Source organism: Halorubrum sp. SP3, from assembly GCF_005435195.1.
Taxonomy (GTDB): Archaea; Halobacteriota; Halobacteria; order Halobacteriales; family Haloferacaceae; genus Halorubrum; species Halorubrum sodomense.
Genome location: NZ_SGTU01000001.1, coordinates 253,548 through 264,256 on the forward strand (window position 1 = coordinate 253,548; position 10,709 = coordinate 264,256).

Consider the following 10,709-nt stretch of genomic DNA (forward strand, 5'->3'; position numbering starts at 1 on the left):
GATCAGCTGTACTTCTCGAATCCCATGTCTCGGGCGACCTCGCGGAAGCACTGCCGGCAGAGGTTGATGTCGTACTTGCCGACGAGTCCCTGCTCGCGGTCGCACCGCCGGCACGTGTGCCGGGAGTCGGTGCGCTTCGCGGCGTGCTCGCCCGTGTCGTTGTTCGCTTCGCTCATTCGGTTACCTCGACGTCGAAGTTCGTTTCGAGGAACGCGGCCGCGTCCTCGGCTGTCATCCGGTGGCGGGCGGGGATGGTCCCCGTCGCCTTGTCGCGTTTCGAGACGCGGTAGCCGGGACGGACGATCGTCGTCGTCACGTCGAGGCCGTAGATCCCGGTGTTGGGGTCGTACTCCTGGCTCGGGAAGTCGGTGTGGTCCTCGACCCCGAAGCTGAGGTTACCCGTGTCGTCGAACTGGCTCCGGCCGATCTCGACCAGCTCCAGCGCGGTCTCGAGGAACGCGTGCGCGTCCTCGCCCCGCAGCGTCACCTTGACGCCGATCGGGTCGCCCTTGCGGATCCCGAACTCGGCGATGGTGCGCTTCGAGGTGGTCCGGACCGACTGCTGGCCCGTGATCTCCTCGATGATCTCCTCGGCGTCGGCGAGGGGTTCACCGCCCTGCCCGACGCCCATGTGGACGACGACCTTCTCGAGGTACGGCTCGCGCATCTCGTGGTCGGCGCTCTCGGCTTCACTCATCGGAACCACCCGCCTCGTCGGCGTCGTCGTCGGTGAAGTTCTCGTCGATGACGACGACGTACTCCTCGACCGTCTCGTAGCCGCCGTCCTCGCTGGCGACGGTCACGGTGTTGTCGCCGGAGCCGAGCGTCACGTCGATGTCGTCGACCTCGCCGATCTGCCCGGCGTGCTGGCCGGCGACGGCGGTGACGAGGGCGCCCTCCTCGTACTCGAAGTGGGCGACGATCTCCTTCGTCTCGGTGTCGACGACGATCGAGTCGTTCGTGTCGTAGCCCGCGTCGTCGTCGACGCGGACGTTCGTCCCGTCGTGGAGCGTCAGCTGGACGACCCCGCCGGGGACGACGGTCTTGTTCGTGATCTTCCCGAGCCGGCTGCCCGCGGCCTCCTCGTCGACGGGCGTCAGCGCGAGCCGACCGCCCTCGTCGGGGAAGACGCGGAAGTACTCCCCGCGCTCGGGGAACGCCAGGATGTCGAACATCCCGATCGGACGCTGTTCGTCCGAGACCGCGTCCCCGTTGACGAGGATCGAGTCGTTGTTCAGCGCGTAGCGCGCCTCCTTCGTCGAGTCGACGTAGCCGAGCACGTCCCGCAGCAGGACGACGAGCGGAACGCCCGCCTCGCCGTGCGGGCCCGCGCCCGCCTTCACCGTGAACGTGTCCGTCTTGCGCTCGACCGGCCAGGAGTTCGGTACCGACAGTCGCTTCTGGTGTCGCGTCATTCGTTGTCCTCCCGGAGCCGCGCCTCCCGGCGCTCGTCCTCGAGGTCCAGTTCGGTCACCCGGACGTTGCTCGCCGGGAGGGGGCGGGGAACTTCCTCCCCGTCCGCCTTCTCGACGGTGACGTCCTCGACCGTGATCCGCTCGGCGGACAGGTCGACGGAGACGACCTCCGCCTCCGTCCCGGCCGCGTCGCCGCGAAGCACCTCGACGGTGTCGCCGGCGTTGACGCGGACGTTCCGCTGCCCGTACTCCTCGCGGAGGTCGTCGGTGAGGGTGGCCCGGACCTGATTCTGCCGCTCGTGGAGCGGCGCGGTCTCCGACCGTTTTCGCTGTTTGCGTGGCTGTTTCGTCATAGTTAGACGATCATCGTCGCGGTCGAGGCGATGCTCCCGAACCGTTCGGCGACCTCGCGGGCGACGGGGCCTTTGATCTCCGTGCCCCGCGGCTCCTCGAGGTCGTCGATGATGACGGCCGCGTTGTCCTCGAACTTCACGCGCGTGCCGTCCGGACGGCGGATCGGCTTGCGCTGGCGGACGACGACCGCCTCCAGCACCTGCCGCCGCATCTCCGGCGTCCCCTTGGTGACCGAGACGGTCACCTTGTCGCCGATCCCTGCCTTCGGGTGACGGTTCTTCGTGCCGGAGTAGCCCGACACGGAGATAACCTTCAGCTCACGGGCGCCGGTGTTGTCGGCGCACGTGATGAGCGAGCCCTTCGAGAGCCCCTGCGTGACGTCGGCCTTGAGCGCCTCCATCACCCATCACCCAGGATCTCGACGACGACGTGGGACTTCGTCTTCGAGAGCGGTCGCGTCTCCGCGATTGTCACTTCGTCACCGACTTCGAGCGAGTCGAGCACGCCCGGCACGTGGGCCGGGATGCGCGAGCGACGCTTCATGTACCGATCGTATTTCGGTACGAACACGTCGTACTCTCGCTCGACGATGACGGTCTTTGCCATATCCGTCGACACGACCGTCCCCTCGCGGGTCTGGCCGCGGACGGAGAGCTGCCCGTAGAACGGGCACTTCTCGTAGTCGTAATCCTCCGGGTTGTCTGGCTCCGGAGGCGTGGGTACGTCGATTCCTATCGCCATTGTGTGGCACCTCGTTCGGTGCGTTCGGCGGGCCGATGTCGCAACCGATCGCCATCCACCGTCGCGTAGACCGCGTCTTTGCACTCGCCTCGTCGGCTCGCCGGACCCGCGCCGTCACCGTCGACGACGCTTTCGGACCCGGACGGGCCAGACTGACGGGGGCGGACCCCCGTAGTATCCGACCCGAGTTGGGACGCGGACCCCGGCGACTGGTCGTCGCCGGCGGCTTCATCTGTGCGAGCGGTCGGCGTCTCGACGACGCCGAACTCGAACGTCGCGCCCGACTTGGGCACGCGCTTGTCCCCCGACGCCGTCCGGACCACGAGGGTGCCGAACGTCTCGTCGAGCACGCGACCGGCGACGCCAACGCGGGCGTCGCTGTCGGCGTCGGCCACCCGAACCGGGAGGCCGACGAGCTCGTGTCGAACGATGTTGTCGGGGGCGATCATCTCACTGGTCCTCGTCGTCGAAGTCGCCTTCTTCCGTCTGGATCGTCTTGATCCGCGCGATCGTCTTCTTCAGCTCGTTGACGCGGCCCGGGCTCTCCGGCATGCCGCCGGCCGCCCGCTGCGCCTTCGAGTTGAGCAGCTCGGTCTCGAGCTCCTCGAGTTCGACCCGTCGCTCCGCCGCGGTCATGTCGCGGATCTCGTCGGTGTAGAGGATCGCCATATTACTCGTCCTCCTCGTCTTCCTCGTCGGCCGCCTCCATCTCCGCGACGAGGTCGGCCGCCTCGGACTCGATCTCCTCGTCGAGTTCGTCGAGCTCGTCGGCGTCGACGTCCTCGTCGACCGGTTCCTCCGCCGCGACGTCGGTCGCCTCGGCGGCCGTCCCCTGCGTCTCCTCGACGACCTCTTCGACGACCTCCTCGTCGATGACCTCCGCGGGGTCCTCGTCGGGCACGTCGACGTCGTCGTCGGCGTCCGGGACCTCGTCGGGCTCCTCCTCGAGGAGCGACTCGACGCCCTCGTCGGCGTCGGCGTCGACCGCCGCCTGCTCGACCTCCGGCACCTCGGCGTCCTCGCGGACCTCGAAGTCGTCGGGGAGGGTCGCGCCCGGCGGGATGATCTTCACGTTGACGCCGATCGTCCCGAGCTTCATGACGGCGACGCCCTGGCCGTGGTCGACGACCTCCTCGGCGGGCTCGCCGTTGTGCTTGATGTAGCCGCGGTTGAACTTCTCGACGCGCGAGCGCGCGCCGGTGACCTTGCCGGATAAGACGATCTCGGCGCCGAGCGCGCCCGCGTCCATGATCCGGTCGATCGTGGTGTGGCCGGCCTTCCGGAAGTACCAGCCGCGCTCGAGGGCGTTCGCGAGACGGTCCGCGACGATCTGGGCGTTCAGGTCGGGCTCGTCGACCTCCTGAACGTCGATCTGCGGGTCGTCCATGTCGAAGCGCTCCTCGAGCTCGGTGGTGATCTTGCGGATGTTCTTCCCGCCCTTCCCGATCACCATGCCGGGCTTTTCGGCCTTCAAGACGATCTGCGTGCCCATCGGCGTCTGGGCGACGTCCATCCCGCCGTAGCCGGCGCGGCCGAGCTCGTCCGCGAAGAACTCGTTGATCTGGGAACGGCGCAGGCCGTCCTCGATGAATTGGTGTTCGTCAGCCATTAGTTGTCAGCCTCCGGCTCCTCGATGATCAGTTCGACGTCCGCGAGCGTGGTGTTCCACTCGGTCGCGCCCGCGGCGCGCGGGTTCCGACCGGGTCGTTCGCCGACCTTGTGGGGGGCGACGTGTTTGATAACCATCTCGTCGCCGTCGAACCCCTGCTCGGTCGCGTTGTTCTTGACGTTCTCCAAGAGCTTGAGGAAGTCCTTGGCGGCCTTCTCGGGGTACCGGCCCGCGTCCCAGCCGTCGATGTCGGAGCGGTGGCCCGCGCCGGCGTTGTGCTGGCGCATCGGCACCGAGGTCTCCTCGTCGATGACCTCCCGGAGGAACTCCTCGGCGTCGGCGACCGTCTCGCCTTTGATCTCTCGGGAGATCTCCTTGCTGTCCTTCACGCTGATGGGCCGATCGCGGAGCATCCCCTTGGCGGTGGTCTCCGGGTCGGCCTCGACGCTGTAGTTGATTCCCATGGGTTACTTGAGGGGCACGAACTTCGAGGACCGGGTCGCGCCGATGCCGGCCTGACCGTGTTCGACGGTGCTTCGCGTGAGGTGGAACTCACCGAGGTAATGCCCGATCATCTCGGGCTCGACCTGAACGCGCTCGAAGCTGTGTCCGTTGTACACGGAGAAGGTGACGCCGACGAACTCCGGCAGGATCGGCATGTCGCGCAGATGCGTCCGGATCGGGTCGTCCGCCGTCGTCTCCTTGTCGCGGCTCCGGGCCGTCTCCAGCAGCTTCTGCTGTTCGGTGCCCAGTCCGCGAACGATGGTTCGCCGCTGGCGTGCGGGGAGCAGTTCCGCGACCTCGTCTACGTCCATCTCCTGCAGCTCGTCGAGCGAGTGACCGCGGTAGGCGAACTCCTCGTCCTCGCGGCCGGTTCGGTAATCTGAACTCATTTGTTGCCACCTCGTCCGGTTCGCTTGGATGCGATGTCACCGACCTTGCGTCCCGGCGGGGCGTCCCGCGAGACGGACTTCGGCTGGCCGGGGTGTTGGCGACCACCGCCGCCGAAGGGGTGGTCGACGGCGTTCATCGCGACGCCGCGCACGCGCGGGTATTTGGTGCCGCGCGCCTTCATCTTGTGGTGCTTGTTACCGGCCTTGACGAAGGGCTTCTCCGTCCGGCCGCCGCCCGCGACGACGCCGATCGTGGCGCGGCACTGGGGGTCGAGCCGCTTCACTTCGCCGCTGGGGAGCTGAACGACCGCGACGTCGCGGTCGTGGGTGAGCAGCGTCGCGGACACGCCGGAGGCGCGCGCGAACTTCCCGCCGTCCCCGCGATTGCTCTCGACGTTACACACCGGGACGCCCTCGGGGATCTCCGCCAGCGGGAGCGTGTTGCCCGGCTTGATCTCCGCCGAGACGCCGACCTGAATCGTCTCGCCCACGCGAACGCCTTCCGGCGCGAGCACGAGCCGACGGTCGTCGTCCTCGAACTCGATCTCCGCGAGCGGAGCCGAGCGAGCGGGGTCGTGTTCGATCCCGACGATCTCGCCGGTGATCGTGTCCACGTCTTCGAGCTTCTTGTGCGACAGTTCAGCCTTGTAACGGTGGGAGGGGGCCCGGAACGTCGGGCCGCCGCGTCCGCGCCGTTGTCCTTGAATTCGTCGTCCCATCTTAGAACACCCCGATGCGCGAGGCGATTTCGGTCGCGTCGTCGTCCGCGGAGAGGGTGACGATCGCCTTCTTCTCGCCCTGCGGCGTCACCTGCGTGTTCACGTCCACGACGCCCACGTCGTAGCGGTCGGCAACCTCGGACTCGATCTCCGGTTTGGTCGCGTCCACGTCGACGAGGAACAGCAGCTTGTTGTTGAAGTCCATCTCGTTCATCGCCTGTTCGGTGACGATCGGATGCTCGATGATCGAGTTCATCGGTCCGCCACCTCCTCGACGGCGCTTTCGGTCCACAGCGTGAGTCGGCCCGGGTGCGCGCCCGGCGCGAGGTCTTCCGCGTTGACCTCGCCCGCGGTCGCGACGTCGACGCCCGCGAGGTTACGGGCGGCGCGGGACGGCTCCTCGCTGGTGACGACGAGGACGGACTTCGGCTGGCGGTACTTGCGGCCGCGGGCCTTCCCCTGTCCGGCGCGGACGGAACGGCCCTCCTCGGAGCGCTCGATGTCGGCGTCGACGCCGACCGCTTCGAGCACGCCCAGGGCCTCCTGCGTCTTCTCGAGGGACTCGAACTCGTCGCTCACGACGAGCGGGAGGTCGAGGTCCTCGTCGAACGCGTGGCCGCGCTCGGCGACGAGCTCGGCGTCGGTCGTGGCCGCGATGGCCGACCGGATGGCGAGCTGTCGCTCCTTGTCGTTCAGTTTCTTCGTCTGGTCCTTCTCGGCCTTCGGCGGGTGCGCGGCGCGGCCCGACACGGCGTGCGGGACGCGACGGGCGACGTTCTCGGAACGGGGCACGTGCGCGAGCCCGCGGCCGGAGCCGAACGACTCGGCGGGCGTCCGCAGCCCGGCGAACTCGTCGGCCCCGTAGGCCTGCTTCCGGTTTGCCTGGGCGGCGCCGACCGCGCGACCGATGAGGTCCGGTCGGAACGCGGTGTCGAAGACGGCCGGCAGCTCGACGCTGCCCGCCTCGTCGCCGTCCAGGTCGTGTACTGTTGCGTTCATTGGTTATCCCTGGTTGGATTCGGTGGAAACGTACCGGACCTCGGGGTCGAGGCGCGGCTGGTCGTTCGGCCGGATGGCCGGGCGGAGTCGCAGCAGGCGCTGGTCCGGTCCGGGCAGCGAGCCCTTGATGAGCGCGTACTCGCCGTCGACCTCGCCGTAGTTGACGAAGCCGCCGTCGACGGAGGCGTCGTCGCCCTCGCCGAAGTCGATGAGGCGCTTGTTGAGCTCGGTGCGCTGGTGGTAGCCGGTCTGCCCCTGCTGGGGCACGGTGGAGCGGACGCGGGAGGGGTTCCACGGACCGAGGTTGCCGATCCGGCGCCGCCATCCCTGGCGGGCGTGTTTGCCCTTCCGCTTCTGAACGCCCCAGCGCTTGACGGGACCCTGCGTCCCCTTCCCCTTCGTGATGCCGGAGACGTCGGTGTACTGGCCGGCGCGGAAGACGTCGCCGAACTCGTGGGCGCCGCCTTCGGCGACCAGGTCCAGCGCGAAGTCGGCGCGCTCCTCTAAGGAGCCGCCGCCGACGCGCGTCTCCATGACGTCGGGCTTCTTCTTGGGGACGTTCGCGAGGTCCGAGGGGGCCGTGTGCGTGATGACGCGCACGTCGTCGACGACGTCGTCGTCGAGCAGCGCGCGCAGCTCGTCGGCGTCCTCCTCGAATGTTTCTTCGGCCGGGAGGTCGAGCGCGCGGTCGAGCTCCTCGTGGAACTCGGTCGCCCAGACCTCTTCGACCGGCTTCTGTCCGTACGGCGTGTCCTCGTAGGCTCGGACTGCGACGGCGTACATCTGCGGCGTCTCGACGACGGTGACGGGGACGGCCTCTTCCATCCCTTCACGCGGCGAGTTCGCCTCGTCGTTGACCATCATGACGTGGGTCATCCCGGCCTTGTAGCCGGCGAATCCCTGTAGCGCAGGGGCCCCGTCGTCGTCTGGCCACGAACGGATGCGCGGCACCTCGCTGTCTGCGCGGGTGCGCGGGCCGTAGCCCAGCGAGCCTTTTCGTGGTCGGCTTGGTTGTGGCATGTGTTTACTCCGTGAGTGTGAGCGAGCCGAGGGTCGCGAACAGAGCCTCCTCCGTCCGGACGACCTCGCTCGCCTGTGCCGGGATCGTGTTCAACCAGAGGTCGAACCCCGGATCGGGTTCGACCGAGCGGCCGTCGACGACGGCCGCCCGAATGCGGTCGGGCGAAAGCCCGAGCATCTCCGGAAGCCCCCGCTCGGGCGCCCCGAAGGCGACGGTGTAACCGCCGGCCTCGCGGGCGTCCGAGACGAGGTCGCCGAGCCGCGAGACGGAGAGCGATTCTCCGTGTCGCGACGTCGCGACGGCCAGTCCGTCGCCGGCGAGCGCTTCCGACAGGTCCGCGGCCACGACCTGGAAACCCTCCTCGGGCTTCCCGGCGATGCGGGCGCGGACCGGTTCTCTCGAAGAGACCCTGATGGTGACGCGCTCCCCCTGCTCGACCTCCATTCCGGAGGGGACGAGCAGGGAGATCGGGTGTTCCCGCAGCGGGGAATTGACCCGGACGCGGCCTTCAGGTCCGACCTCGGTCACGAGTCCCTGTGTTTTCGACTCTCCCCCGCTAGGGGTCGAGCCGGTCCGCCACGGCACGCGGAGCGGGGGGAGCACGCCGACGTACCGGAGCTCGTCGCGCTGCCCCCAGAGGTCCTTCCGGAGCTCCGGCGGCGTCGCGGCGTACCCCAGCACGGTGCGGACGTACTCCCCGCCCCGTCGGCCGTCGCCTTCCCGGTCGGGGAAGACGACGAGCCGATCCGCCCGGAACACCGCCGCCGCACGGGCGACGTAGCCGAGTTTGCGAGTCGCCTCGCGGTCGTCCTCGGCCTCCCGGACGACCGAAGACGGAACACATATCGTGAGTCCGTCTTCGGTACGCATCGTGGCGAGACTGTACCCCTCGATTCCGGACGCCACCGTAAAAGGATAGCGGTCCCGATTTTCGGCTGTGCCGCGTTCACACGGGGTCTGGCGGCCGAATCGCCCCACAGATCCGAGCGAACCATTCGCACGGATCGCTCTCGGGGCACCGAACTCTCACGCCGGAACGATCCGCGCGACCGGCGCGTCGACCGCGTCAACCGCGACGTAGAGGTGACCGGTGGTCGGCTCGACCGCGACCGCGCGCATCCGCCAGTCCCGGCCGTCGAGCAGCGGGCTGCGCTCGGTCACGGTCGCGTCGAGGCCGTCGCCGTCGACCGTGAACCGCCCGAGGTACTGCGCCGCGAGCGTGCCCGCGAACAGGTCGCCGCGCCACTCCGGGAACGCGTCGCCGTCGTAGAAGACGGCGCCGCTCGGCGGGAAGCCGCCGGAGCCGCAGGGCCAGTAGTGGACCGGCGCGATCACGTCGTCGCGTTCGTCGTGGCCCGGCGCGACGGGGTCGTCCGTCCCGTAGCGGCACGCCTCGCTCGCGATCGGCCAGCCGTAGTTGCCGCCGCGCTCGACGACGTTGATCTCGTCGCCGTCGCGCTCGCCGTGCTCGCACTGCCAGAGCGCGTCTGTCTCGTGTCGCACCGCCATCGCCTGCGGGTTGCGGTGGCCGTAGCTGTAGAGCGCGTCCGCAGCGTCGGGGTCGTCGACGAACGGGTTGTCCGGGTGGGCGTCGCCGTCCGGGGTCAGGCGGAGGGTCGCGCCCAGCTCGTTCGACCGATCCTGCGAGACGTGGTCCGGCCCGAAGTCGGTGTCGCGCCGGTCGCCGACCGTGACGAACAGCGCGCCGTCGGGGCCGAACGTCGCCCGCGACCCGAAGTGGAGGTTCGTGTCGCGGAACGGCTCGGCCGCGAAGATCGCCTCGAAGTCGTCGAGTGCGGGCGCGTCGTCGTCGAGCGAGAGCCGACCGACGCCGACGTGGGTCGTCGCGCCGTCCGCGCCGTCGCCGGCGGGCGAGTCCGCCGCGGCCGCCGAGTAGGTGAGGTAGGCGCGCGCGTCGTCGGGGTAGTCGGGGTGGACCGCGACGTCGAGCAGCCCGCCCTGTCCCTCGGCGAACACTTCGGGTGCGCCCGCGACGTCCTCGACCGTCCCGTCCGCGGGGTCGAGGAGCGAGAGCCGTCCGGGGCGCTCGGTGACGAGCAGGCGGCCGTCGTCGGGCAGGAAGGCGAGCCCCCACGGGTTCTCGAACCCCCCGGCGACGGTCTCGACCGCGTAGTCGACGTCGCCGCCGTCGTCGGGCGGGGCGTCGACGGGGTCGTCGGTCCCGTCGCCGCCAGTGTTGCCGAGACAGCCCGAAAGGGTCGGGAGGGCGGTCGTTCCGGCGAGGCCGCCAGCCGCGCGGAGGGCGGTGCGTCTGTCGATGCGGTCGGGGAAGTCGGCCATCGTTCGAGTTCGGGTCTACATGCGGACGCGGCACCGATGACCCTTCCGCCGACCGTCGTTCGGAACCCTTATATCTCCGACCCGGGCTACGATCGAATGCGAAGCACGCACCGGTAGTGTAGTGGTATCACGCAACCTTGCCATGGTTGCAACCCGAGTTCAAATCTCGGCCGGTGCATTTCTCGAACGTAGTGAGAGAAATCTCCGCGAGATTTGAACGCTATCAGTCACGCGCAGCGAACGGCGAGCGAAGCGAGCCGTGAGCGAGCACGTCTGATTCTGAGTTCAAATCTCGGCCGGTGAATCTTCTCGCTGCGCTCGAAGATCCACCGGCCTGACTCCCGCTCGCTGCGCTCGCGGGAGTCTCGGCCGGTACATTTTGCGAACGAAGTGAGCAAAATCACCGAGAGAGATTCGGACGTTATCAGCTATTTATAAACAGACGGCGGACCGGCGACGAACACCTCCAAAGCCCCAGGCGCGAGGACTCGCGCGACTCGCTGCGGTCCTCACTCGGTCGCTACCGCTCCCTCGTTCCGGTCCTTGCGTCGTCGTGCTTCGTCCTCGCGACTGCCCCTTTGAGTCCCGCCCCGCACCGCACAGCACCTCACGCCTCCCCAGCCTCGTCGCGGCCGCTTAAAAGCGGCCGCGACTCCC

General features: G+C 68.8%; 17 protein-coding genes and 1 tRNA gene. 1 reads left to right on the forward strand and 17 read right to left on the reverse strand.

The features are described from left to right. Positions 1-2: 2 nt before the first annotated feature. From EXE42_RS01320 to EXE42_RS01400, 17 genes are all read right to left on the reverse strand, one after another. Positions 3-176 (reverse strand): 30S ribosomal protein S14, encoded by a 174-nt coding sequence (locus tag EXE42_RS01320; protein ID WP_004597423.1) that lies wholly within the window; start codon positions 174-176, stop codon positions 3-5. Continuing rightward, on the reverse strand, positions 173-697 hold the full coding sequence (locus EXE42_RS01325) for a 50S ribosomal protein L5 (protein WP_092920474.1): 525 nt from the start codon (positions 695-697) through the stop codon (positions 173-175). Before EXE42_RS01325 ends, EXE42_RS01320 begins: the two co-directional genes overlap by 4 nt. After that, positions 690-1,415: a 30S ribosomal protein S4e gene (locus tag EXE42_RS01330; RefSeq protein ID WP_092919896.1), complete on the reverse strand. Its 726-nt coding sequence runs from the start codon at positions 1,413-1,415 to the stop codon at positions 690-692. The genes EXE42_RS01325 and EXE42_RS01330 overlap by 8 nt, the downstream gene beginning before the upstream one ends. Next, positions 1,412-1,768 carry a 50S ribosomal protein L24 gene (gene rplX / locus EXE42_RS01335; RefSeq protein ID WP_092919895.1) on the reverse strand — a complete coding sequence of 119 codons (357 nt, stop codon included), beginning with the start codon at positions 1,766-1,768 and terminating at the stop codon, positions 1,412-1,414. The genes EXE42_RS01330 and rplX overlap by 4 nt, the downstream gene beginning before the upstream one ends. A 2-nt stretch (positions 1,769-1,770) precedes the next feature. Next, positions 1,771-2,169 (reverse strand): 50S ribosomal protein L14, encoded by a 399-nt coding sequence (locus tag EXE42_RS01340; protein ID WP_004597429.1) that lies wholly within the window; start codon positions 2,167-2,169, stop codon positions 1,771-1,773. Continuing rightward, positions 2,169-2,510 carry a 30S ribosomal protein S17 gene (locus EXE42_RS01345; RefSeq protein ID WP_092919894.1) on the reverse strand — a complete coding sequence of 114 codons (342 nt, stop codon included), beginning with the start codon at positions 2,508-2,510 and terminating at the stop codon, positions 2,169-2,171. The genes EXE42_RS01340 and EXE42_RS01345 overlap by 1 nt, the downstream gene beginning before the upstream one ends. Further along, entirely contained in the window at positions 2,501-2,959 is a 459-nt protein-coding gene (locus EXE42_RS01350; protein WP_137705749.1) for a ribonuclease P protein component 1, read from the reverse strand. Before EXE42_RS01350 ends, EXE42_RS01345 begins: the two co-directional genes overlap by 10 nt. A gap of 1 nt (position 2,960) precedes the next feature. Beyond that, positions 2,961-3,179, reverse strand: a complete 219-nt coding sequence (gene rpmC, locus EXE42_RS01355; RefSeq protein WP_092919890.1) for a 50S ribosomal protein L29 — start codon at positions 3,177-3,179, stop codon at positions 2,961-2,963. Position 3,180: 1 nt separating this feature from the next. After that, the gene (locus EXE42_RS01360; RefSeq protein WP_092919888.1) at positions 3,181-4,119 is read right to left on the reverse strand and encodes a 30S ribosomal protein S3; all 939 of its coding nucleotides are present in this window, start codon (positions 4,117-4,119) and stop codon (positions 3,181-3,183) included. After that, the gene (locus EXE42_RS01365; RefSeq protein WP_092919886.1) at positions 4,119-4,583 is read right to left on the reverse strand and encodes a 50S ribosomal protein L22; all 465 of its coding nucleotides are present in this window, start codon (positions 4,581-4,583) and stop codon (positions 4,119-4,121) included. The genes EXE42_RS01360 and EXE42_RS01365 overlap by 1 nt, the downstream gene beginning before the upstream one ends. A gap of 3 nt (positions 4,584-4,586) precedes the next feature. Beyond that, positions 4,587-5,012: a 30S ribosomal protein S19 gene (locus tag EXE42_RS01370; RefSeq protein ID WP_092919884.1), complete on the reverse strand. Its 426-nt coding sequence runs from the start codon at positions 5,010-5,012 to the stop codon at positions 4,587-4,589. Next, positions 5,009-5,731: a 50S ribosomal protein L2 gene (locus EXE42_RS01375; RefSeq protein ID WP_004047227.1), complete on the reverse strand. Its 723-nt coding sequence runs from the start codon at positions 5,729-5,731 to the stop codon at positions 5,009-5,011. Before EXE42_RS01375 ends, EXE42_RS01370 begins: the two co-directional genes overlap by 4 nt. Position 5,732: 1 nt before the next feature. After that, entirely contained in the window at positions 5,733-5,987 is a 255-nt protein-coding gene (locus EXE42_RS01380) for a 50S ribosomal protein L23 (protein WP_092919882.1), read from the reverse strand. Then, entirely contained in the window at positions 5,984-6,730 is a 747-nt protein-coding gene (gene rpl4p, locus EXE42_RS01385) for a 50S ribosomal protein L4 (protein WP_137694782.1), read from the reverse strand. The genes EXE42_RS01380 and rpl4p overlap by 4 nt, the downstream gene beginning before the upstream one ends. 3 nt (positions 6,731-6,733) lie before the next feature. Then, positions 6,734-7,750, reverse strand: coding sequence for a 50S ribosomal protein L3 (locus EXE42_RS01390; RefSeq protein WP_096394487.1), 1,017 nt, complete (start codon positions 7,748-7,750; stop codon positions 6,734-6,736). A 4-nt stretch (positions 7,751-7,754) separates the two neighbouring features. Continuing rightward, positions 7,755-8,621 carry a putative RNA uridine N3 methyltransferase gene (locus EXE42_RS01395; protein ID WP_137694784.1) on the reverse strand — a complete coding sequence of 289 codons (867 nt, stop codon included), beginning with the start codon at positions 8,619-8,621 and terminating at the stop codon, positions 7,755-7,757. A 156-nt stretch (positions 8,622-8,777) separates the two neighbouring features. Beyond that, the gene (locus tag EXE42_RS01400; protein ID WP_137694783.1) at positions 8,778-10,052 is read right to left on the reverse strand and encodes a PQQ-dependent sugar dehydrogenase; all 1,275 of its coding nucleotides are present in this window, start codon (positions 10,050-10,052) and stop codon (positions 8,778-8,780) included. A gap of 107 nt (positions 10,053-10,159) precedes the next feature. Between EXE42_RS01400 and EXE42_RS01405 the strand changes: the two genes are divergently transcribed. Beyond that, positions 10,160-10,230, forward strand: a tRNA-Gly gene (locus EXE42_RS01405). Positions 10,231-10,709: the final 479 nt, after the last annotated feature.

What these genes read in the sequence shown, in the direction of transcription:
- EXE42_RS01340 (WP_004597429.1), bottom strand. Translation starts at nt 2,169, where the DNA reads ATGGAGGCGCTCAAGGCCGACGTCACGCAGGGGCTCTCGAAGGGCTCG.
- rpmC (WP_092919890.1), bottom strand. Translation starts at nt 3,179, where the DNA reads ATGGCGATCCTCTACACCGACGAGATCCGCGACATGACCGCGGCGGAG.
- EXE42_RS01325 (WP_092920474.1), bottom strand. Translation starts at nt 697, where the DNA reads ATGAGTGAAGCCGAGAGCGCCGACCACGAGATGCGCGAGCCGTACCTC.
- EXE42_RS01375 (WP_004047227.1), bottom strand. Translation starts at nt 5,731, where the DNA reads ATGGGACGACGAATTCAAGGACAACGGCGCGGACGCGGCGGCCCGACG.
- EXE42_RS01400 (WP_137694783.1), bottom strand. Translation starts at nt 10,052, where the DNA reads ATGGCCGACTTCCCCGACCGCATCGACAGACGCACCGCCCTCCGCGCG.
- EXE42_RS01380 (WP_092919882.1), bottom strand. Translation starts at nt 5,987, where the DNA reads ATGAACTCGATCATCGAGCATCCGATCGTCACCGAACAGGCGATGAAC.
- rplX (WP_092919895.1), bottom strand. Translation starts at nt 1,768, where the DNA reads ATGACGAAACAGCCACGCAAACAGCGAAAACGGTCGGAGACCGCGCCG.
- rpl4p (WP_137694782.1), bottom strand. Translation starts at nt 6,730, where the DNA reads ATGAACGCAACAGTACACGACCTGGACGGCGACGAGGCGGGCAGCGTC.
- EXE42_RS01370 (WP_092919884.1), bottom strand. Translation starts at nt 5,012, where the DNA reads ATGAGTTCAGATTACCGAACCGGCCGCGAGGACGAGGAGTTCGCCTAC.
- EXE42_RS01365 (WP_092919886.1), bottom strand. Translation starts at nt 4,583, where the DNA reads ATGGGAATCAACTACAGCGTCGAGGCCGACCCGGAGACCACCGCCAAG.
- EXE42_RS01395 (WP_137694784.1), bottom strand. Translation starts at nt 8,621, where the DNA reads ATGCGTACCGAAGACGGACTCACGATATGTGTTCCGTCTTCGGTCGTC.
- EXE42_RS01345 (WP_092919894.1), bottom strand. Translation starts at nt 2,510, where the DNA reads ATGGCGATAGGAATCGACGTACCCACGCCTCCGGAGCCAGACAACCCG.
- EXE42_RS01320 (WP_004597423.1), bottom strand. Translation starts at nt 176, where the DNA reads ATGAGCGAAGCGAACAACGACACGGGCGAGCACGCCGCGAAGCGCACC.
- EXE42_RS01330 (WP_092919896.1), bottom strand. Translation starts at nt 1,415, where the DNA reads ATGACGCGACACCAGAAGCGACTGTCGGTACCGAACTCCTGGCCGGTC.
- EXE42_RS01350 (WP_137705749.1), bottom strand. Translation starts at nt 2,959, where the DNA reads ATGATCGCCCCCGACAACATCGTTCGACACGAGCTCGTCGGCCTCCCG.
- EXE42_RS01360 (WP_092919888.1), bottom strand. Translation starts at nt 4,119, where the DNA reads ATGGCTGACGAACACCAATTCATCGAGGACGGCCTGCGCCGTTCCCAG.
- EXE42_RS01390 (WP_096394487.1), bottom strand. Translation starts at nt 7,750, where the DNA reads ATGCCACAACCAAGCCGACCACGAAAAGGCTCGCTGGGCTACGGCCCG.